This window comes from Bacillus sp. AFS031507, from assembly GCF_002584635.1.
In the GTDB taxonomy this organism is placed as follows: Bacteria; Bacillota; Bacilli; order Bacillales; family Cytobacillaceae; genus Neobacillus.
This window is the reverse complement of sequence record NZ_NUOW01000025.1, coordinates 120,127-141,976: the sequence shown is the minus strand read 5'-3', so window position 1 is coordinate 141,976 and position 21,850 is coordinate 120,127. Positions and strand designations below refer to the sequence as shown.

Here is a 21,850-nt window from a genome sequence, read left to right as displayed (position 1 = left end):
CCATAGAAAACATAAGATAAAAATCAAGGTTTTTTGGAGGATCAGATGAAAGTAACAGATGCACTTGTTCATTGTTTAGAAAACGAAGGTGTGGAATATGTGTTTGGGATCGTCGGCACGGAGACACTTGATCTTGCTGATTCATTATCAAAATCAACACAAATTCAGTATGTGAATGTCAGGCATGAGCAAGGGGCCGCTTTTATGGCCGATGTTTATGGTAGACTATCAAAAAAAGTCGGCGTTTGTTTATCGACGCTGGGTCCAGGAGCAACAAATTTATTGACTGGTATTGCCAGTGCTCAGCTCGATCATTCACCCGTGGTGGCATTAATTGGACAAGCTGGTGTGGAACGTCACCATAATGAATCACATCAATATATAGATATAGCTAAATTGTTTGAGCCGACAACAAAGTGGAGCACTCAAATCAAGGAGTCCCAGACTGTCCCCGCGATTATTCGAAAAGCATTCAGAGTGGCAAAAATGGAGAAACCGGGTTCGGTCGCTATTACGTTACCGGAGAACTTTTCCACTCAAATGATTCCTGGGAAGCCTTTTCCAGTAACATCTTTGCCTGAAAGTGTCCCAGTTAATGAGGCACTCGTAGCAGCAACCCAGCTTATTAAAAAACAACTAAAACCCTTTATTATCATTGGAAACGGAGTAATCAGGCAGGAGGCATACCCTGAGTTGCTGACCTTTATCAATACCATTCAATCTCCTGTTAGCCACAGTTTTATGGCAAAAGGTGTGCTTCCGAAGGAACACCCGCTGAATTTCTTTACGTTTGGATTTAATGAAAACGATGAAGTTTTACCAGGCATGGAGGAAGCAGATTTACTGATTGTTATCGGCTTCGACTTTGTTGAAAAACTGCCGAAAGACTGGAATCAAAAGAAACTTCCGGTTCTACATATCGATACTTTACCTGCCGAAATAAATGAATATTACCCTGTCGAGGTTGAATTGATCGGGAACATTAAGACGACACTCCAAATGCTTAATCAATCAGAGCTCCCAACTAAATCCTGGGCACCTTCTGGGGAACTGAAAGAACAAATAAAGACTGCTTATCAAATCGACCAAGCTCAGCCAGACCCCAGCACACTGCCCTATACAATTGAGAATGTTCTCCATTGTATTGAAAGGCTTACTTCAGAGAACACAATTGTGATTTCTGATGTCGGTTCCCATAAGGTTTCAATCGCCCGTACCTATCAGCCCCAAATGCCAAACCAGTTAATCATCTCAAACGGTCTAGCTTCAATGGGAATTGCCATACCTGGTGCCATCGGAGCAAAACTGGCTTGTCCCGATGACGACGTTATTTGTATTACTGGTGATGGCGGCGCGCTCATGAATTTTGCAGAATTAGAGACGGCCAAACGTCTAGGACTCTCTTTCCTCATTATTATTTTAAATGACTCAATGTTAAAACTTGAGGTTCAGCAAATGAACAAAATGTTTGGAGAAAACTACGGAGTCACCTTCCAGAACCCGGATTATGTTAATTTAGCCGCTAGCTTCGGTATTAAAGGAATAAGAGCCAGCACCCTTGGTGAATTTGAAAACATCCTCAAAGAGGAGCTGCAGCCCCTAGAGGACATCGTTGTAATCGACGTTGCTTTGCAAAATTGACCCCTAGCCTGGAATATGAACTACTCCTATCTGAATAAGTAGATAGAAAGGCTTATTCCAGGGTGGATACGATGGAACGACTAGAAAAAATCGGGAACAAATATAGGGGCTGCTCCGAACACAGGTGTGATTTGGAGGGTTACTAGGTTAAAAACTTTTTAAACCTTTTTAAAAATGTTAACCCAATAACAACCCAAATCCAGTTATAAAAAAAAGAAAATAATAAAATACTGCCTGTTGTTAGGATGGAAAAAGAACCAGAAACAGTTGGACCCAGGACTGGAAATTTGAAAACATATAAAAGGTTGATTATTCCAATAGTTAAAAAAGTAGCCCCAAAAGCAACGATGCTTATTCTTTTCTTGAGAAAATAGAAAGCGATTCCGGTCCCCAGCCCTAACAAACCAGTTGTAAATGGGAAGATAATTAATTCACTAGGTTGAAGGATTAATAGCAATAGATTGGTAAGGAAATAAGACATGGCGCCAAGTGGAAGGGAGAGGATCGAACAGAATAGAATAGGTGCGGTCGCAAAAGGGCTGATGAAATAGCCTATTCCAGGTAAAAAACCACCTGCTGCCTGGAGAACAGCTGCAAAGCTAGCAAATAGTGCAGCTAGAACAAGGCGTTTTGTTTTAGAATTTTGTTTGAAGACTAATTGCGCTGAATGAATATCATCCGAAATTGATTTGAACAAATACATCGGTTCCACCTCGGTCTTTGCGTTTCTTTTCATACAATATATTATTATTTATTGGTGATGGAACCGATGCGTAATTTAAATAAGAAATTGAAACGATAATATATTAGTTTATTATTAACTTCCTATTAATCTCTTCTGTTACTTCTTCTGTTGAATAACTTCCTCCAAGGTCCGGTGTTAAGATGCCCTCATTGGTGACTTTTTCAATAGCATCTAATATTAAAATCCCAAGTTCCTCTTCTCCAAAATGATCTAACATCATTTTGGCCGTCCAAATTTGACCAAGCGGATTTGCGATGCCTTTCCCAATAATATCAGGTGCAGACCCATGAACCGGTTCAAACATCGAAGGATATTTTCCATTTACATTAATATTGGCGGCTGGCGCAACCCCGATACTTCCCATAATTGCCGCCCCTAAATCGGTTAATATATCGCCAAAAAGATTACTTGCCACTATCACATCGAATTTATCGGGATGGGTAACAAAGATGGCTGCCAAGGCATCAATGTGCTGCGAATCTGTATCAACATTTGGATAATCCTTTGATACGTCTTTAAAAATAGAATATAAAAATACACAGAAATATGAAATAAATTTTTGTTTTAGTCACCGATTGGACACATCGCTCTTGGCCCTTCTTTTACTTTTACAGAAACTCAACCTTCCATTTGAAGCGACTTTTGCAGGCTGATAATTTCACTTTGAATGCTAGGAAATGCTTCGATGTAAGGTACAGTTTTTAAAGAAGGCGAACGTTTTCGAGCGGTGGCATTGGCCATCGTTTCACATATATAAAGCAATTGGGAAAGTGTTTCATCTGATAGAATTGGACGTTTTTCGGTTTTTGAACAATTTTCTAGTAAATATCCTAAATGCTCGATCGAAAAAATTATCGGCCAGTAGTATTCCACTGCTTTTTGATTAACCGGAATCTCGCCTGCAGCTGTAGTATAAAGCGTATTTAAATTAATAATATTCGTACGCATTTTTCTTAATTCTCTACTCTCCGAAGCAATAAAACCTTCTCCTTGATCTGAAAAGAGGATGATCAAAAATTGAGCCTGACTTCGGATGGTTTTGGTGATTAAATGAGGCAGTCGACTAGAGGCTGACCGCCTCCCTACTAACCATACACCGATGAGACCAATACTAATTCCGATCAACACATCGATTAATCTGGCCGAGGCAAAATAGGAAAAGCTAAAACTTCGCTGACTCGTGCTTTCTGCCATTAATAATGCATTCGGTGTAAAAAATAGGGCAGCCAATCCATAATTCTTTACAATAAAAAGTTCCGTAATAAACGTCAATAGTAAAACGAAAAAAGCAATAATGTAACCATCTGGGTGCATAGCAAGAATGAAACTAGCAATTAAAATACCAATGATGGTACCCAATCCTCTTTGAATGGCACGATGATAGGTCGCAACAATGGTAGAGCCTGACAAAACAGCTACACAGGATAAAGGGACCCAATAGGACCGTACAAATGCAAACTGAAAGGCAATAATCGCAGCAATGGTCGTAATAACGCCGAATCGAATCGCCGTGATGAAAACAATCGAGTGTTTATCAAAGGCACCCAAAAAAATAGTCTTAAAGGAAGGTTTGGAAATTCGAATCGTTTGATTTATTTTAGATGTTGGTTCATTCATGATTGCATCCGCATCATAAACGATTGTAAATAATTGAGCCACCTTTTCATCCATCACTGAGGGCTGAAGAATTTTTTTTGAAAAACTTTTTCCCTTTATCTTATGGTCTAGTGAATGAGCCATTTCCCGGATAGTTTGACCCAATTCTGGTGGGAAGTTGGAATAACTATCTGAAAAATTTTCAAGGACATACAAAAATATTTGATTGGCATGATCGTTTAATACGTATAAACGATTAAAGAGATCCGTTGCTCTCCAAGGGATATACCCTGCTGCCAATGTTTCTTCTGCTTCTTTCAAAACGGACATAACTCGGTGTCTCGAAACAGAAAAATTATTTGTACCAACGGAATCGAGAAACGCAGCCAATTCCAAATAAACTCTTTGGACGACCCCTGTTTCTGGGCCATGTGGATTGAAGAACCAGCCAAACATGGCAATCATCCACGATAGGGTTCCACCAAGAAAGACAAGAGCGGCGCGTAACTGGGCAAGCTCTGGTTGGATTGGCATCCCTGTAGTCATCGAAAAAACCAACACAAAAAAGATGGCAGAAGGTCCCGTTATTCGTAATGCACCAAAAATAAAAATAGCAGCCGCTCCAATGATTCCCATTAAAATGGCGATAGCAAGCGGATATGGAGCAGATAGTGTCCCTAATACTGAGACCAAACACATGCCAAGAATGACAAAAACTAGCTTTTTTGCCCGCTGAGCATAGGGGATATTAAATACATAGAGATAGGTAAAGCCCCCCATCCCGGCTAACAATCCATATTCTAAATTACCAAATAATAATCCAATAATAACAGGGAGTGCTGCAGCAACACCTGCACAAAATGCCTTTATCCAGGGAAATGGCTTCTTATTCACTGCCATCGATTGCTTTAAAATAGTTAGGAATTTAGATTTAGAGGCTCCAGCTTTGTGGCTTTCTTCCATCTTGATCGCTTCTTTCCAACATTAGTAATTCACATGAATAATGAATTCCTTCCTTGCCGAGTGATCTCCTTATATTCAGGCTAGTCCAAGGGCGATTTCCATCATATTAGTAAAAGCTATTTGTCTTTCTTCCGGTGTGGTTTGTTCATTCCTAATAATGTGGTCACTTACCGTCAAAATCGTAAGCGCGTTAACCCCGGCATATGCTGCATTCATATAAAGTCCTGCCGTCTCCATTTCCACAGATAGAATACCCATTTTCCGCCACTTTTCGATAGCAGTGGGATCCGCATTATAAAAAATATCGCTGGTTAGAACATTTCCTACATGAACCGGAAGACCTTTTTGATCGGCACCTCTCTTCGCTTTTTCCAACAAACTAAACGAAGCAATATTGGAAAACTCTCCAGGAAGGTTGTATTGATGAACATAGCGAGAATCGGTCGAAGCCCCCATCGCCAATACAATATCATACAAATTCATATGATCTTGGATGGCACCACAAGTACCGATCCGAATTAAATTTTTTACACCAAATACATGAATCAGCTCCCATGAATAAAGACTCATACTGGGCATCCCCATACCTGTGCCCATAACTGAGACTTTCTTCCCTTGATAGGTTCCTGTAAACCCAAACATGTTGCGGACAGAATTAAATTGTACCGAGTTTTCTAAATAGGTTTCAGCAATAAATTTTGCTCGTAATGGATCACCTGGTAAAAGAATCGTTTCTGCAATTTCTACCCCATTTGGCTTTATATGCGGCGTTTCCTTCTGTTTCATATTACTCATTCCTATTCACTCCTTTAAAGGTAATGTATCTAAGGTATTTTTCCTTATGGTGACAGTTTCATTCATCAAAAAAAGCAACTACATCTGTAACCATGTAGTTGCTTGTGATTTTGGCATTATTAATTGTGGTGCTCGACTCTCCATTTAGCTTTAGCTTCAATACGGCGACGATGCAAAATCGGCTCAGTGTAGCCGTTTGGCTGATCATAGCCTTTAAATACTAAGTCGCACGCTGCTTGAAATGCAACAGATTGATCATAATCTACAGCCATCGGGCGATAGGCCGGGTCACCTTCATTTTGACGGTCCACTACTTTCGCCATCCGTTTTAATGTTTCTAGAACCTGTTCCTTCGTACAAATACCATGGTGCAGCCAGTTAGCGATATGTTGGCTAGAAATCCTTAGCGTGGCACGGTCCTCCATCAATCCCACATGATTAATATCTGGTACTTTCGAACAGCCAACGCCCATTTCTACCCAACGAACGACATAGCCAAGAATGCCCTGAGCATTGTTATCAAGCTCCTGCTGAATTTCCTCAGCGGACCAGTTGGTATTTTCGGCAGCAGGAATCGTTAAAATCTGATCTCTTAAATCCTGAATATCCTTTGCTAACTCATCCTGCACCTTTGAAACATCTAACTGATGATAATGAAGGGCATGCAGGGTTGCAGCAGTTGGTGAAGGAACCCATGCAGTCGTCCCGCCCGCTTGTAGGTGGCCGATTTTTTGCTTGATCATTTCAGCCATCAGGTCCGGCATCGCCCACATTCCTTTACCAATCTGCGCCCGGCCTTTTAGTCCAGTGGCGAGTCCGATAAAAACATTGGATTTTTCATAGCTTTGCAGCCAAGTTGAAAACTTCATTTCGTTTTTGCGGATAACTGCTCCTATATCCATTGAAGTATGGATCTCATCCCCGGTCCGGTCCAAGAAACCAGTATTAATAAAGACAATTCGATCTTTTACTTCACGAATACAATTCTTCAGATTCAAAGACGTCCGGCGCTCTTCGTCCATCACACCAATCTTTAGCGTATTCCGTTCAAGAGCAAGCATGTCTTCCACACGATTAAACGTTTCGTTGGCAAACGCCGCTTCTTCGGGTCCATGCATTTTCGGCTTTACGATATAGATCGATCCCTTAGACGAGTTTTGATATTTTCCATTCGCTAAAAGAGAATGCTTGGCAATTAAACTGGTAAGGACCGTATCCATTAACCCTTCTGGTACCTCGTTACCATCCTTATCAAGAATGGCATGACTCTTCATTAAATGGCCGACAATACGGACAAACATAAGCGATCGCCCTTTTAAGGCGAATTCTTCACCTGATGGGGATATATATTGTCGATCTGGCTGGAGAGATCGCGTGATCGTCTTTCCATTCTTAGTTAAAGCAGTAGTCAAGTCCCCCTTCATCAATCCGAGCCAATTTGAATAAACAAGCACCTTATCCTCTGCATCAACGGCTGCAACTGAATCTTCACAGTCCATAATCGTGGTTAATGCCGACTCTATGAAAATATCTTTAACACCTGCCAGGTCTGTTTTGCCAATTGAATGGCTGCGGTCGACTTGGATTTCAAAATAGAGACCATTATTTTTAAACAAAATGGAGGAAGGTTCTTCTGGATTTCCCTGATACCCGAATAGTTTGCTTTCATCTGAAAGCCCTTTGGTTGAGCCGTTGCGTAGTAAAACTGCTAATCTACCATTCACAATCGAATATTTAACAGCTTCCTTATGGGAAAATTGGTTCAGTGGTATGGCTTGATCAAGAAACTCCCTTGCAAAAGCAATTACTTTTTCGCCTCGAACTGGATTATAGCCAGCATTTCGCTGGGCTCCGCCGACCTCACTTATTGCATCCGTTCCGTATAATGCATCGTAAAGGCTTCCCCACCGGGCGTTAGCTGCGTTTAAGGCATAGCGGGCATTATCAACAGGAACGACAAGCTGCGGTCCTGCTTTTAAGGCTACTTCCTCATCGACATTTTCAGTAGTAATTTGAAAGTCTGCTGCCTCAGACTCTAAATAGCCAATTTCCTTTAAAAATGATTTATAATTTTCAAAGTGGAAGGATTTATTTATTCGGTGCCATGCATTGATTTGATGTTGAATGTCATCCCTTCGAGCTAATAGCTGATTATTTTTCGGTGTCAAATCAGCAAAGAGTGTCTCGAAATCAGCCCAGAACTTTTCGCGGTCCAAGCCAGTTCCAGGTATAGCGTCCTCGTTAATAAACTGATAAAGTACATCCGCTACTTGAAGATTACCTATTATTACATAGTTTGACATCATTCAATTTCCTCCTTATGTAGCTTAAACTTTTACATCCACCTATTAATCTGTGATTCTCTTCAAAATGAAAAAATAAGAATCTTATTAAACCTTTCCCCATTTTCTCCTCTCCGCAAAAAATAATGAAGCGCTTCCTTTATTATACAATAATTGAAATGAGAAAACCTTGCAGTATGCAAGATTATCTTTTCCTTCAACATCCGTTAAAAATAAGAATGATGGCAGCAGAAATTACCGTCAGATGCTGCCAGAATTCTATTTCACTTTAAAAATTTATATTTACTTAGCCGAAAGGATTTTGATTTCATTTTCAGCCTCAACCATTCTGCCAAATCGATATCCTTCAATCAATACATGCCTCTCATGATCACTTAATCGACGCTTCCATTTCGTTTCTAAAAAATAGATGACTTCGTTATAGAAGATTTCCTGGTATTCAAAAGGTTTATTCATAAATATGTCTCCTTCCTATCTTTATCGCCCTATGCTTAACAGTCTTTACAAATTGCAGAGAAATTAAAACTTGGTGAGCAAAAGTGATTATTCAATTAAAAAAAGGCTGTTCCGTGAAATTCGGACAGCCTTTAATAGCTTAGGTAACTTTCTCGTCGCCTAAACTAGTTATATAATAATTTACTAACTCTGGATATTCCTTGATTTCTTCTTTCCCCTTCTCAGTAATTACATAGATACCTCGTTTGATCCTTTCAAACCAACCATAATAGTTTTTAGTAAGGACCGAGGAAGTATTTTTTCCAGACCCCAATTGATTTAATTTTTTCGGGGATAATGGACCCAAATTTTCTAGGTAACACGCAATTTGGATGCAATTTTCTTTATAAGCTGTCATAATCTTGGTTCGATTACTGCCGCCCACATTATAGTCCGCACTACGGCCGTTAATTTCCTTCATAATAGAATCTCGCTTGCGTTTGTTTTTGCGGCGAATAAATGAAATGGGCTCGAAAATAATTTCTGCCCTTCCCCGTTTTCCTGGGCTCGAAACAACAATCAATCCCAGCTCCAGCCTGCGAATTAAATGGCATTTTTCTGTCCACCGTTTAGAATTTAAACGATGCTTCGGTTTCGGTATCGCCACATAAACCTTATCCGTAATCCGCTGCCGTTTGGACGCCTGTATTAGTAAATCCACACTTAAGGTGAGTTTTAATTCAATGACAACTAACTCTTCATCTTTCACTGCAACAATATCGCAGTCCTTCACTTCCCCGTAAACCTCATACCCTTCACGTAAAAAATAAGTCTGAATGGGTTTATATAAATCTATCTCTTGCAGCTTTTTTGTTTCCGTCAAACGGTATCACCACCCAATGCCAACCTTTAGAATCATACTTACAAATGTAACCCATTTTTTCTTTTTGGAAAAGGATGTTTCACCGATGAAAGAACTTAATTCTTTATATGATTTGTAGAATTTATAACTGAATTTAAAAATTTTATTATTACTCACCGGATGGTATATCTATTTTTGGGAAATATAGTATTTATTAACTTCTAGGAGTGTACCTCATGATTGCCATCATCTATTCGGTTATTTGGATAATTGTTGCCTCCAAGTTCGCTGATCGAAATTGGAAGGCCTATTATCCTACGATGCTTTTTGCTTCCCTCGGAGAGGCATTATATGAACTCCTTTGTTATAAATATCAACTTTGGCAAATGGAACCAAATGGGGTACAGTTTGCTATGATTCCGATTTTGTTATTAACTTTAATTGGAATGCCCCTCTCGACATGGGTTTACCTTTCTAAATATCCTTTTAGAAAAGGCGTCCTCTCTCAATCTCTTTACATTGCCTTTTTTACATGCGCCTATATTATTTTGGAATATGTAGCGGTGAATGGCGGATCTATTACCTACCACCATCATTGGAATTTATTATGGTCCCTATTATTCGTAATTGTTATGTTCTTAATCATTCGAATCCATTTTAAAAGACCTATCCTCGCCCTTATCTTTTCAGCAATCTTTGCTATTTTTCTATGTTTAGTTTTTGATGTTTCCCTTGTCAAAATGAAGTAATTTTATAACGGCTTTCAGCACACTTCCGTCTGTCCTCTATCAGACGGAAGTGTACCGACTACATCAAAATCATTTCGATTCTTGTTTTTCCCAAAATTCATAGATCAATTTTTGAAAAATTTCATTTAAGCTTTTCTTTTTTTGTTTTTTTAACCACTCGACCTGGTCAATTGGCAAATTAAGTTTTAAACCAACATCCTCATTTGGCATTTCCACTTTTCTTATTTCTTCTATAGTAATGCCATCTTCTATATTCGGAAACCAAGAATCATTTTCGTTTACCCGATCAAAATCTTGATATTCTTGGATATCATCGAGCTCGCAGAATAAATTAAGTTGTGGCAAGCCGCCACTCAGAATTTTTACATGCATAATGGAATTTATGATTCTACCATCTTCAAATTCTATCTCAACTATTAGGTTTTCCACGTTTTTGTATTTTTTAACAACAACCTCACTGACAATCAGATTTAATTCTAAGGTAATACCCGAACTCGATTCAAAGATGTAGACCGCGTTTCTAAATACAAAGATACTCTCTCCATCGATTGTGACTGATTTTACAACTACCATAAACCTTTCCTCCATACATTTGTTTCATCTATTAGTTAATAGAAACTATGCCTAATTTATAGCGGTAATATTGATTCTCACTCTTTAAATTTACCATATAAATGAAGTGACAGTTGAATTTTTATTTAAACATTTAATACACAATAATTTTTATGCCAATGGGGAATATTAGAAGAGGCAATATATTGGAAAGGGGTGAACGAGGAAATGAATCAAGATCTTACAATTGATCCTAACCAAATGCCTAAATTCAATAGTCATGAGGAAGCAAGAGGTTGGTTTAAAGGGCAATTTGGCGACCGATTTTTACTAAGGATGACGGATATGAAAGATGGAAAAAGAGTGAATTTTTATCATCTCGTCAAAGACCCTGAGATGTACAAGCCTTACATGGAGAGCTTTGCCAGCGTCGTTCAACATGAAATCACCAACATGGACGTCTTCAAAAGCTATACAACCATCGAAATTGATGACAATGGGAATGTGGAAATCAAGGATTAAATTTTGGGGGTTGACCCAGGAGCGAAAATTCAATAAAAGATAAGAAAAAGGGAATGGCTGACTCAACAATGTTGTTTTTAGACAACCTTAGAGCCAGCCTTCCGATATGGAGACTCTTGAAAAAACTATGCTTTCTTATTATTTTTGGCTTCAGCAAGAACAAATAAATCACGATAATATTTTTGCACCTTTATTATTGAGATATCATGAGCCTTTAGTAAGTCTAAGGTATTCCTATTTAAACAGCAGCCATCACAGATTTTTTTCCAAGTTGGAGTTAGCCAGTCCTGGAGTGAAGCTAAAAAACGATTTTGCATCTTAACATGCTCAAATACAAGAATTTTCCCTTCAGGCTTACATACTCGTTTCAACTCTAAAATGGCTTTTTCCGGATTTGGTATCGTACAAAATACAAGTGTTGCCACTATAGTATCAAAAGTATCCGCAGCAAAAGGCAGCTTTTCTGCACTTGCCTGAACAATTTCGATTGGGACTAGTGATTGCTTATGTTTCGATAAAGACCTCTCAATCATATGTAGACTCGGTTCAATCGCAGTCACTTTTTCTGAGGATTCATATAAAGGAAAATTAATTCCTGTACCAGATCCTAATTCTAGGACACTTCCTGTTGCCTTAGAAAGTAGCTCTTTCCGAATCCTCTTAAACTTCTTTTTCTCCAACGGATTCATAAAAAAATCATACCAATTTGCAAATAAACGACTCAAAACTTTCAACTCCAAACAAGTAACCACAAAGGAATATGACACCCAATGCCCGGTAAGATTGCTACTAAATAAATAACAGTATATCATTATTCAGCTAATATCCTTGTACAATTTTCTCTTCTTAAAAATACATTAGTTTACATAATATATTTATAATAAACTATTTTGCTTACGAGACAAAATAAAAAGCGATGAGAAAAAATCTCAACGCTTTTCATTCTGTTTGCTGATTATTATTTTACTGGCTGCATCAATGTCGCTTCATACTCCAATAATGCTTCATCAAGCATTTGCAGCCCTTCATCAATTTGTTCCTTAGTGACAATTAACGGTGGGATCATGCGAATGACTTCTCCATGATTTCCGCACAGATAGAATAAAACACCTTTTTCAAGCGCGAGGTCAAGAATTTTTAACAATCCTTCACCATTCGGTCCACCTGTAACAGGTTCAATGATTTCAATACCAATCATTAAGCCCACAGCACGGATGCTCCCAATAACAGGGTGTCGTTCCTTGATTTTTTCTAACTGCTGAACGGCATAGCTCCCCATATTCCTAGTATTTTCGAGAAGGTTTTCCTCTTTCATTACTTCTAATGTAGCCAGTCCAACGGAACAAGCAATTGGATTACCCCCAAACGTTGTCCCGTGACTACCGAGTGGCCATTGTTTCATTAATTCACTGGAAGAAACGGTGGCGCTAAGCGGAAGACCGTTGGCAATTCCTTTGGCAATTGCCATAATATCCGGGGTAACGTCAAATGTTTGTGCGGCGAACCATTGACCCGTGCGGCCAAATCCAGTTTGAACTTCATCAAAAATAAGCAAAATATTATGTCGATCACAAATTTCGCGAACCTTTTTCAACCAGCCCTTCGGTGGAACAATATATCCACCTTCACCAAGAACAGGCTCTAAAATCACACAAGCTACTTCTTCCGGTGTTACTTGATGACTAAATAAAGAGGCGAAATCTTTTTCTAATTTTTCGATAACATATGCTTCAGGGTCTAGACCTTCTGGGCATTCTTTTACATTCGCATAGGGAATTTGATAGGTAAGTCCAGACGGTTGGATAAATTTCCGGTACTTGCTTTTCGATGTAGTAACACTTAATGCCCCTAACGAACGGCCATGGAAACAACCTGTAAAGGAAATGACATAAGGTCGTTTCGTCACATATTTTGCTAGTTTAAGAGCGCCTTCGATTGCTTCCGTTCCACTATTGGCAAAGAAAAAGCAATCAAGGTCTCCAGGTAAAATATTGGCCAGTTCATCGGCTAAACGTAAAATCGACTCATACATAATCACGCCAGAAGGACCATGCATCAATCCATCTGCTGCATCTTTAATAGCTTGCACCACCTTTGGATGACGATGCCCAACATTTGTAACAGCTATCCCGGATGTAAAATCAAGATATTTCTTTCCATCCACTCCAAAGTAATAGCAGCCTTCCTCTTTCACAACTGGTAGATTTGGATGGTCCTTCGCCATACTAGGTGCAAGTCGATTTGGCATATTTTTCACGAGGTGACCCCATTTGTTCTCCATACTTTGACCTCCATATTCGTAATCCTTTTCTCTCGAAATTACGGGTTTCTTCTATTATTATCAGTTTAGTGACGTGAGTTATTTAATCGATTTTAAACTTTCATCTCGAATCAGCGACAATAAGTCTTCTTTGTATTCGGCAAACTCGAGTGTAGCTTTTACACTAAAATCTCTAGGTCTCTCTAGTGTTATAGGGATCTTTTTCTTTAAACGACCTGGTCTTGCAGTCATCACATAAACGGAATCTGCTAAAAAGATCGATTCATCGACATCATGCGTAATAAATAGAATCGTCTTTTTGGACTCTTCCCATGCTTTCAAGAGCACTTCTTGCATAATGTTTCTAGTTTGGGCATCCAATGCTCCAAACGGCTCATCCATTAATAATATTTTCGGATCGTTTGCCAGCGCCCGTGCAATCGCAACACGTTGTTTCATCCCACCTGATAATTGAATCGGGAAATGCGATTCAAATCCTTCTAAACCGATTAATTGCAAGTAGTGTCTTGCAATATCGTCTCTTTCTTTTTGAGAAACACCCTTTAGCTTTAGTCCAAAGGTAATATTCTCTTTGACAGATAACCATGGAAATAAAGTGTATGATTGAAACACCATACCTCGATCAGGTCCAGGTCCATTGATTTCCTGCCCATCAAGAAGAACTTTTCCTGACGTTGCATCTTCTAAACCTGCGACAATCCGTAACACGGTGGATTTGCCACAACCTGAAGGTCCTAAAATGGTGACAAATTCCCCTTCCTCAATCGAAAAGGAGGTTTTTTCTAATGCGGTTGTTTCCCCGCTTTTAGTTTTAAAGACTTTTCCTACCTCTTTGATTTCTAACTTTGGTGTTCCTGTTATCGAAACAATCGATTCTCTACGTTTTGGTTCCGCTATTTTTTCGACCTCTTTAACTTTTAAACTAGGTGTGACCATCTAAAAACCATCCTTTCTCATCCAAGAAAACGAAGCCTTGTATATGGCTTTAAAAAGAATATCTGTAATCAGCCCTAGTAAACCAATAATCAAGATTCCTACGATGATTTTATCTGGCTGAAGAAAACGTGATGCCTGCATGATCATATATCCTAAACCACTAGAGGCACCGACAATTTCTGCGACCACTAAATATGTCCAAGCCCATCCGAATGTGATCCGAAGTGTATCAACAATACCCGGTAATGAAGCAGGCAGAATTACCTTTGTGAACACCTGTACCTTCTTTGCCCCTAATGTGTAGGAAACATCGACTAAATCATTTTGAACATTTTTGGTTACGTCCATAATCATTAGTGTCAGCTGGAAAAACGTTCCTAAGAAAATGACACTCATTTTTTCGGTCTCTCCAAGTCCAATCCAAAGAATAAGTAAGGGAATGAAGGCGGATGCTGGCATATAGCGAATGAAGCCGATGATCGGTTCAAAAGCTCCCTCCATAATCCGCAGCGATCCCATTAAGATCCCTAGAGGTATGCCAATAATGGCAGCAGCTAGAAACCCAAAAAGAACCCTTGTAAAACTGATTCCAATATCAGAAAGAATCTCACCATTTATAAACATATCAACGGCTGTGGCTAATACAGCAGATGGAGTTGGTAGGAATAAAGGATTAACAAACTGCCCGTAACTAAGTACAGACCAAATCAATAGAAAAATAATAAATGTTAAGAATCCAGCCGAGGTATAAAACATTTTTGGAATTTCCTTATTAGGAGTAAACAATTTTGCTATCATTTTTTCTCACCTATTTTCTTATGCGTTTTATTTTGAAAAAAAGCCTAACTGATGAGGGATAAAAGAACAACTCATGAGTCAGGCTGACCAAAGTGAATCCAAAAATAATTTAGCAAGTAAATTTCTTACTTTTGGAAAGTTGGATTGATAACATCTTCTACTTTTGGCTCTGTTTTAAGTAGTTTTTGATCCTTGTAAAACGAAATCGCATTTTCTGTTGATTGATAAATGGAGCCTTTTGCGCTTTCTGTACCAAATAGTTTTACGTTATCCTCTTTTGAAAAGAATTTCAAACCAGTTACCGTTCCTTCAAATTCTTTTAGATCAATTTTTAAACCTTTCGCCATAATTTCGTTGGCTTCTTTTTCATGTTCTTTCCAGTAAGTCATTGCTTCGCCCATAGCTTTTACAAAAGCTTCCACATCTTTCGGACGATTTTTGATGACATCTTCTTTAAAGCTGACAGTATCAACAATAATTCCTGATAGATCTTTGGTTGTTAACAATACCTTACCGTTAGCTTGTGCTCCTTTTGATAACCAAGGCTCCCATGTTACGGCAGCATCCACTTTGCCAGCTGCAAAAGCAGCACCAGCATCACCTGCAGACATTTGGACAACTTGCACATCTTTTTCAGTTAACCCGCCTTGTTTTAAGGCTTGTAGTGCTAGCATATGGCTTGTAGAACCAACTTCAAATGCTACTTGTTTCCCTTTTAAATCTTTCACACTATTAATTCCTTTTTTTACAAGGATGCCATCTCCACCGTATGAATCATCCAATAACCAAACAACTTGAACTGGGATTTCAGAGGCTGCTAATGAAACTTGTACATCTAATGCTGTTGCCATCCCGTCAATTTTCCCGCTTGCTAACGCTTGTTTACGTTCACCTAATCCTTCAACAATGGAAAGATCCACATCAATACCATTCTTTTTGAAAAAGCCCTTTTCCTTTGCTAAAAATAATGGGCCATATCCTGTCCATGTCGGCAATGTCACTCTCAAAGGTTCAGACGACTTCCCATTTTCTGCAGTACTTGCCGCGTCCTTTTTTCCACATGCCGCTAACGCGAATAACAACATCAACGAGCAAACAACTAATAACCATTTTTTCATCCTAAATTCCCCCTTGCTTGATTAAAAAATTATCTCTCTTTCGTGTAGCTAGCTTCATAGAATCAATTTTTTTCAACCCTGTTGCTCTTTTTTGATGGACTGCCTACGAATAAAGAACAATTACTGTGCAGAAACACCAGTAGTTAACATCCCATTTCCTATTTCATCTGCTCGGCGGACAGCTTCAATCACCATTTTTGGTGTGACTTCAAATGGCATATTCGCCATATCTTCAATAGTAACGGTAATGTCACCAAGCCTTCTCCACTGACTATCTGATAAATTTGTTATCCCCATTTGCTGTAAAGTAAATGGAAGTCCTACTTCCTGGTAATAACTTATTAACGTTTTCAGTTCTTCATCGCTGGTATTCTCCATACACAACTGCGCAAGAATACCAAAGGCAACAATTTCACCATGATAGGTGTGGTGCACTTCAGGGAAAATTGTTAATCCGGAATAGATGGCATGTGCTCCAGCTGTCCGGCAATCATCCCCGCCGTACCCACTTACACTGCCACTGACTAAAATAACGGTATCTATCACATTTTCGAATTCTTTTGTCACTGTCTGTGTTCTTACAGCATTAACAGACTCTTTCCCTATTTGAAGCAACGTTTGGTACACCTGACCTGCTATCGCAATGGCCGTCTGATTTAAGGCTGTTGGTGTTGCTTTTTTCACAGAGGATTTCGTTTCGAAATATTTAGCCAATGTATCGCCAATACCTGCTATTAAAAAACGAACGGGCGCCTCCATGATAATTTCCGAATCTACCAAGACTAAATCAGGAGCTTTTGACTTTCGTTCAATCCCGATAAATTCACCTTCATTGCTGTAAAGAATGGTAATCGGTGTGGCAGCGGCACAGGTTGCTGCGATTGTTGGGATGGCAACTAAAGGTTTGTTAAGCTGGTAAGCAACGGCTTTCACCGTATCAATTGCTTTACCACCACCTGCCACGATGAGGACATCGATCTTTTCATCTCTTAAATCGGCTACTAATCTATCGATATTCGATTCGGAAGATTCTCCCCCATACCACAGGGAATGCTTCAATAAAACCCCATGCTCTGACAAACTCTTGCGTAATGAAACTTCTACAATTTCTTTACTTGTATGGCCTCCAATAAGGGCGGCAGAGTTTCCGAAGTTTTTTATGTAAGTTCCCGCTGCTTCTAATAAACCCTTATTTCTAATATATTGAGCTGGTCCTACTGTTACTTTCATAATCCACCTCTTCTCCACTAAAGTTATTTAAAAATGAATAATATTCTTTAAATATAAATATTTGTCTATTTTATGTCAATATATTTTCCTAATATTCTATTATCAATTGAATATACACAAATTGAAATAAAAATACACTTACAATGTTATTTGAGAATATTTACGTTTATTATTTCTGTATAAATATAAGCAATAAAGAACTGCTTCCCCTTCGTATCGCCCTCCTTATAAGGAATAGCCTTGCTAAGAAATCTCCCTTGGTTGGTCCACTCCATACTAAAATATAGTGCAAGTTTCGTGCCACTCTTTATTCTATTTCGTATTTTCTGAGTTTTCTAAAAACAGATGGTTGACTGATTCCTAATGCTTTAGCCATGTTAATCGTTGTTTTGTATTGTTTTCTAGCTTTTAATAACACTTGCTTTTCAACGCTTTCAAGAATTTCATTCAAGGAGCGATTGGTTTCTTCAACTGACGTCACATCAGGAAAAGGCTTTCGAAATTGATTAGGTAAGTTTTCTATTTCAATCAGCTGTTTAGGTGAGGTGACTACCAGTCTTTCAATTAAATTGATTAATTCCCGCACATTTCCCTTCCACTCTTGTGTTAACAACAGATGGATAACACCCTCATCAAGGCTGCGCTCCCGGCTGTACTTTTTTGAAAAAAACGCTAAAAAGTACTCAATCAACGGAATAATATCAGTTGACCGCTTCCTTAATGGCGGTATGGTGATGGGTACCACATTTAAGCGAAAATAGAGGTCATGTCTAAATGTTTTTTCTTCTACTGCATTCTCTAAGTTTTTATTTGTCGCGGCTAGGATACGGAAATCAACGGTTCGAAGCCTTGTTCCACCGACACGATAAAATTGCTTTTCCTGAATAAATTTGAGGATTTTCACTTGATCTACTAATGACAACTCACCAATTTCATCTAAAAATAATGTCCCACCTTCAGCAAGTTCCGCTAACCCTACCTTCCCTTTTGAATTTGCACCTGTAAATGCACCTGATTCATAACCAAAAAACTCTGCCTCAAAAAGGGATTCGGGTATGGCCCCACAGTTCACCTCGATAAAAGGTCCGTTCTTCCTAGAACTCTTCTTGTGAATAAATTTAGCAATATGTGATTTTCCCACTCCTGTTTCCCCCAGCAGTAACACATTGACATCGATTTCAGCTACTTGTAATGCGAGTTGGAGGACTTTCTTCATTTCTATACTGGTTGCTATCATCCCATCAGAATCAAACTGAAGATTTCTCAGCAATTCAAGCTCACTTTTTACTCGTTCCATTTCGTCTTCGATGTCAATTAAGTATTTTTTCATGTTAAGTAACTCTGTTACATCATGTGAATAACTGACAATTCGGACGAGCGTTTTGTTAGCATCGAATACAGGAATCCCCGTAACCAGTAACTTATCGCCATTATTAGTTGTTTGGACAAGGGTAATTTTCTTTTTTTCTTTAATGACCAACGGCGTCAAAATCGGTGTAAAAATTCCTTCTTTTTCAAGTTCATAAACGGATCGACCGATCATTTCATTTGTCTTCATATTATAAATACCTTCGGTTGCTTCACTAACCTTCAAAATAATGCCATCTGTATCGGTCACTAAAATATCGTCTTGCAATGAATGAAGAATGGCTTCATTTTCATTCCAAACTTTTATTTCATCTTTCACAAATAACCCTCCCTTCTCGAATTCCAATCAATTAAAAATTTATTCATTTATGAATAATAAACGAGTAAAACTTCTTAATAATTCAGTTATATCAGATGATTGATAATTTTTATACTTTTTTGAATAAATTATTTAAAATTGTATAAAGCAAACAAGTATCACACAATCTTTTACCATGGATGTTCATTACCGAAAACAGTATGTTTATCTTTATGATAAAATATCATTATTACAAACAATGAAAATGTGATTAATGGGGAGATGGGGAATTTTGAAAAAACAAATCGCTTTATCTTGGAGTGGCGGAAAGGATTGTTGCATGGCCTTGGATACTCTAATTTCGCAGGGATTTGAGGTTGTTTGCTTGGTTACAACTGTTCCAAAAGAACTTGGGCGAACATTCGGCCATGGAGAGCGGACGGAAATGATTAAACTACAAGGCGAGGCTTTAGACCTTCCTGTTCATTTTATCGAATGTACATACGAAACCTATACAAGTCAATTTGTTGAAGAAGTGCTTTCCTTGAAAAATCAATTTAATGTAACGGGAATAGCCTACGGAGATCTATATTTAGATGAACACAGGGAATGGGGAGAAAAAGTCGCTATCGCTGCAGATGTCGATGCCCTGTATCCACTATGGATGAAAAAGGAAGCTTCTTTACAATCATTGGATAAGTTTGTCCATTCTGGCTATGAAGCAATCGTGATCCGTGTACGGGAAGATGTATTAGATGACACGTGGCTTGGTAGAATCATAGATGAATCGTTCCTACACGATGTTCAACAGACTACTATTTGTCCAATGGGAGAATCCGGTGAATATCATACCTTTGTATATGATGGACCACTATTTTCAAAGAGGATTCAATTGGAACATGGAGAATTAATCCAGCTGGAAACCACAAAGAAACTTGAATTTAAGAGTTATCGACTTATTGAGTAATCTTATTAAGACAATAAATTAGTTCTGGAGTTGTGATTATTGAAAATTACAGGCGGTGGTGACTACCCCCGCCTTCATTTTCTCATTCCGCCCATTTTTATTTTTTAATATGGGTCCGAAGGTTGTCCCATTTCCTCTGCTTGTTTCACTGCTTGTTGCATTTTTGAATCTGCAGTTTTTCCAGCCATTTTTATTCCTTCTGCAATTCTCTTTCCGTAATCGGGATCGCATTGTGTCAACATATCCACCATTCGGTCTTGAATTTCTTTTCGACAAGCAGCAAGTGCTCCCGAGAGGTTGGAAATTAATTCATTCTTCTCCCAATCATTGAATCGCCGATAGGTTTCACCTGCTTGACCAAAATTATTTTCGCGCGAGATTCTTTCCCTCACTAGGTTTCCTTCTACATACGGCTGATGTTCTTTACCAGGGTTGTTTACTTCTTTTAATCCACCAATAAGGGATGGTTCATAATTTACATGCGGATTTTTTAACTTACCGAAATCCTGTCTATAATCCATTTGACCGCCATCTTGGTTTGTCGCAACATGAGTTTTTGGGCGATTTATTGGCAGCTGCAAGTAATTAGTTCCCACCCGGTACCGCTGGGTATCAGAGTATGAATATGTTCGACCCTGTAATAATTTATCATCTGAGAAATCCAGGCCATCCACGAGGACACCTGTTCCAAATGCAACTTGTTCCACTTCAGCAAAGTAATTTTCCGGATTTTTATTTAATACCATTCTCCCAACCTTATTGCCATGGGAAATCTTCTTTATACCATAGCTTCGTTGGGTCGAGTGGATCGAAATCCAATTCGGGATGCTCACCATCTTCCATGATTTGAACATAAAGTTCCCATTCTGGATTTCCTCCTTTTTCAATGGCTTCATATAAGTCTTGAGTGGCATGACTATAATTCATACTTTGAATTTCATCTGCCTCTTGTTGAGAAAGATTTTTTATCCCCTGTTTTGGCTCCCAATGATATTTTACGAGAACACCCTTACCTTCTTCATTCACCCATTTATAAGCATGAACACCTGATCCTTGCATTTGCCGGTAGTTGGCAGGAATCCCCCATGGTGAGAATACGAATGTCACCATATGCATAGATTCTGGGGTTTGACATAAGAAATCAAACATCCTCTCCGGATCCGACAGGTTTGTGACCGGACTAGGCTTAAACGAGTGCACCATATCAGGGAATTTTAATGGGTCTCTAATAAAGAATATCTTTAAATTGTTTCCTACTAAATCCCAGTTTCCATCCTCTGTATAAAACTTAATCGCGAACCCTCTTGGGTCACGTAACGTTTCTGGTGAATGACCGCCGTGTACGACTGACGAAAAACGGACAAATACAGGTGTTTGTTTATCAGTGTTCGTAAACACCTTTGCCCTGGTATACTTCGAAATGGGTTCTCCATTAATGGTTCCATAAGACTCAAAATATCCGTGAGCACCAGCCCCCCCGCGCATGAACAACACGTTCTGGAATTTTTTCGCGGTCAAAATGGCTAATTTTTTCTAAGAAGTCATAATTCTCTAACGTCATAGGTCCGCGGTTTCCAACGGTCCGAACATTTTGGTTATCTGTTATGGGGTGTCCCTGTCGATTTGTCAGTATTTCTTTAGAACCTTCATTCTCGCGATTGACTTGATTTTCCATATTACCATCCTCCTTT

The 21,850-nt window shown here is 38.8% G+C and carries 18 protein-coding genes and 2 pseudogenes; 4 read left to right on the top strand and 16 right to left on the bottom strand.

From position 1 onward, the window contains the following. Positions 1-45 precede the first annotated feature (45 nt). Positions 46-1,641 carry an acetolactate synthase large subunit gene (locus COE25_RS22025; protein ID WP_098934143.1) on the top strand — a complete coding sequence of 532 codons (1,596 nt, stop codon included), beginning with the start codon at positions 46-48 and terminating at the stop codon, positions 1,639-1,641. Positions 1,642-1,783: 142 nt separating this feature from the next. Here the strand turns inward: COE25_RS22025 and COE25_RS22020 are convergent, their stop codons facing one another. From COE25_RS22020 to COE25_RS21995, 7 genes and pseudogenes are all read right to left on the bottom strand, one after another. Then, on the bottom strand, positions 1,784-2,344 hold the full coding sequence (locus COE25_RS22020; protein WP_098934142.1) for a hypothetical protein: 561 nt from the start codon (positions 2,342-2,344) through the stop codon (positions 1,784-1,786). A gap of 103 nt (positions 2,345-2,447) precedes the next feature. Beyond that, positions 2,448-2,906: pseudogene (locus COE25_RS22015) on the bottom strand (isocitrate/isopropylmalate family dehydrogenase); the annotation flags it as partial. A gap of 98 nt (positions 2,907-3,004) precedes the next feature. Further along, positions 3,005-4,945, bottom strand: coding sequence for an FUSC family protein (locus COE25_RS22010; RefSeq protein ID WP_098934141.1), 1,941 nt, complete (start codon positions 4,943-4,945; stop codon positions 3,005-3,007). 75 nt (positions 4,946-5,020) lie between these two features. Continuing rightward, a complete protein-coding gene (gene deoD, locus COE25_RS22005; RefSeq protein ID WP_098934300.1) occupies positions 5,021-5,731 on the bottom strand; it encodes a purine-nucleoside phosphorylase in 711 nt (236 codons plus the stop codon). 128 nt (positions 5,732-5,859) lie between these two features. Then, positions 5,860-8,043 (bottom strand): malate synthase G, encoded by a 2,184-nt coding sequence (locus COE25_RS22000; RefSeq protein WP_098934299.1) that lies wholly within the window; start codon positions 8,041-8,043, stop codon positions 5,860-5,862. Positions 8,044-8,325: 282 nt separating this feature from the next. After that, the gene (locus COE25_RS30970) at positions 8,326-8,499 is read right to left on the bottom strand and encodes a hypothetical protein (RefSeq protein ID WP_168244294.1); all 174 of its coding nucleotides are present in this window, start codon (positions 8,497-8,499) and stop codon (positions 8,326-8,328) included. Between the two features lie 139 nt (positions 8,500-8,638). Beyond that, positions 8,639-9,361 carry a DUF2161 domain-containing phosphodiesterase gene (locus COE25_RS21995; RefSeq protein WP_098934140.1) on the bottom strand — a complete coding sequence of 241 codons (723 nt, stop codon included), beginning with the start codon at positions 9,359-9,361 and terminating at the stop codon, positions 8,639-8,641. Positions 9,362-9,576: 215 nt separating this feature from the next. On the opposite strand from COE25_RS21995, the gene COE25_RS21990 reads away from it, so the two are divergent. Beyond that, on the top strand, positions 9,577-10,089 hold the full coding sequence (locus tag COE25_RS21990) for a CBO0543 family protein (protein ID WP_088087963.1): 513 nt from the start codon (positions 9,577-9,579) through the stop codon (positions 10,087-10,089). 69 nt (positions 10,090-10,158) lie between these two features. On the opposite strand, the gene COE25_RS21985 is transcribed toward COE25_RS21990, so the two are convergent. Then, on the bottom strand, positions 10,159-10,662 hold the full coding sequence (locus COE25_RS21985; protein ID WP_098934139.1) for a hypothetical protein: 504 nt from the start codon (positions 10,660-10,662) through the stop codon (positions 10,159-10,161). A 207-nt stretch (positions 10,663-10,869) separates the two neighbouring features. On the opposite strand from COE25_RS21985, the gene COE25_RS21980 reads away from it, so the two are divergent. Continuing rightward, a complete protein-coding gene (locus COE25_RS21980) occupies positions 10,870-11,163 on the top strand; it encodes a hypothetical protein (RefSeq protein ID WP_098934138.1) in 294 nt (97 codons plus the stop codon). Positions 11,164-11,288: 125 nt separating this feature from the next. Here the strand turns inward: COE25_RS21980 and COE25_RS21975 are convergent, their stop codons facing one another. From COE25_RS21975 to COE25_RS21945, 7 genes are all read right to left on the bottom strand, one after another. Continuing rightward, positions 11,289-11,888 (bottom strand): class I SAM-dependent methyltransferase, encoded by a 600-nt coding sequence (locus tag COE25_RS21975; protein ID WP_180247568.1) that lies wholly within the window; start codon positions 11,886-11,888, stop codon positions 11,289-11,291. A gap of 233 nt (positions 11,889-12,121) precedes the next feature. Then, positions 12,122-13,444, bottom strand: a complete 1,323-nt coding sequence (locus COE25_RS21970) for an aspartate aminotransferase family protein (protein WP_098934137.1) — start codon at positions 13,442-13,444, stop codon at positions 12,122-12,124. 78 nt (positions 13,445-13,522) lie between these two features. Continuing rightward, positions 13,523-14,380 carry an ABC transporter ATP-binding protein gene (locus tag COE25_RS21965; protein WP_088087967.1) on the bottom strand — a complete coding sequence of 286 codons (858 nt, stop codon included), beginning with the start codon at positions 14,378-14,380 and terminating at the stop codon, positions 13,523-13,525. After that, positions 14,381-15,178: an ABC transporter permease gene (locus tag COE25_RS21960; protein ID WP_098934136.1), complete on the bottom strand. Its 798-nt coding sequence runs from the start codon at positions 15,176-15,178 to the stop codon at positions 14,381-14,383. Between the two features lie 125 nt (positions 15,179-15,303). Further along, the gene (locus tag COE25_RS21955; RefSeq protein ID WP_088087969.1) at positions 15,304-16,296 is read right to left on the bottom strand and encodes an ABC transporter substrate-binding protein; all 993 of its coding nucleotides are present in this window, start codon (positions 16,294-16,296) and stop codon (positions 15,304-15,306) included. A gap of 120 nt (positions 16,297-16,416) precedes the next feature. Further along, positions 16,417-17,526, bottom strand: a complete 1,110-nt coding sequence (locus tag COE25_RS21950; RefSeq protein ID WP_098934135.1) for an iron-containing alcohol dehydrogenase family protein — start codon at positions 17,524-17,526, stop codon at positions 16,417-16,419. Positions 17,527-17,833: 307 nt separating this feature from the next. Then, entirely contained in the window at positions 17,834-19,213 is a 1,380-nt protein-coding gene (locus tag COE25_RS21945) for a sigma-54 interaction domain-containing protein (protein WP_257208921.1), read from the bottom strand. A gap of 271 nt (positions 19,214-19,484) precedes the next feature. Here COE25_RS21945 and COE25_RS21940 point away from each other — a divergent pair, with 271 nt between their 5' ends. Continuing rightward, a complete protein-coding gene (locus COE25_RS21940) occupies positions 19,485-20,159 on the top strand; it encodes a Dph6-related ATP pyrophosphatase (RefSeq protein WP_098934134.1) in 675 nt (224 codons plus the stop codon). Positions 20,160-20,263: 104 nt separating this feature from the next. On the opposite strand, the pseudogene COE25_RS21935 reads toward COE25_RS21940, so the two are convergent. Further along, a pseudogene (locus COE25_RS21935) lies at positions 20,264-21,801 on the bottom strand (catalase); the annotation flags it as partial. Positions 21,802-21,850 lie beyond the last annotated feature (49 nt).

Coding starts and splice junctions, on each gene's coding strand:
- COE25_RS21965 (WP_088087967.1), bottom strand. CDS start 14,380: ATGGTCACACCTAGTTTAAAAGTTAAAGAGGTCGAAAAAATAGCGGAA.
- deoD (WP_098934300.1), bottom strand. CDS start 5,731: ATGAAACAGAAGGAAACGCCGCATATAAAGCCAAATGGGGTAGAAATT.
- COE25_RS30970 (WP_168244294.1), bottom strand. CDS start 8,499: ATGAATAAACCTTTTGAATACCAGGAAATCTTCTATAACGAAGTCATC.
- COE25_RS22010 (WP_098934141.1), bottom strand. CDS start 4,945: ATGGAAGAAAGCCACAAAGCTGGAGCCTCTAAATCTAAATTCCTAACT.
- COE25_RS21960 (WP_098934136.1), bottom strand. CDS start 15,178: ATGATAGCAAAATTGTTTACTCCTAATAAGGAAATTCCAAAAATGTTT.
- COE25_RS21955 (WP_088087969.1), bottom strand. CDS start 16,296: ATGAAAAAATGGTTATTAGTTGTTTGCTCGTTGATGTTGTTATTCGCG.
- COE25_RS21950 (WP_098934135.1), bottom strand. CDS start 17,526: ATGAAAGTAACAGTAGGACCAGCTCAATATATTAGAAATAAGGGTTTA.
- COE25_RS22025 (WP_098934143.1), top strand. CDS start 46: ATGAAAGTAACAGATGCACTTGTTCATTGTTTAGAAAACGAAGGTGTG.
- COE25_RS21980 (WP_098934138.1), top strand. CDS start 10,870: ATGAATCAAGATCTTACAATTGATCCTAACCAAATGCCTAAATTCAAT.
- COE25_RS22000 (WP_098934299.1), bottom strand. CDS start 8,043: ATGTCAAACTATGTAATAATAGGTAATCTTCAAGTAGCGGATGTACTT.
- COE25_RS21990 (WP_088087963.1), top strand. CDS start 9,577: ATGATTGCCATCATCTATTCGGTTATTTGGATAATTGTTGCCTCCAAG.
- COE25_RS21985 (WP_098934139.1), bottom strand. CDS start 10,662: ATGGTAGTTGTAAAATCAGTCACAATCGATGGAGAGAGTATCTTTGTA.
- COE25_RS22020 (WP_098934142.1), bottom strand. CDS start 2,344: ATGTATTTGTTCAAATCAATTTCGGATGATATTCATTCAGCGCAATTA.
- COE25_RS21970 (WP_098934137.1), bottom strand. CDS start 13,444: ATGGAGAACAAATGGGGTCACCTCGTGAAAAATATGCCAAATCGACTT.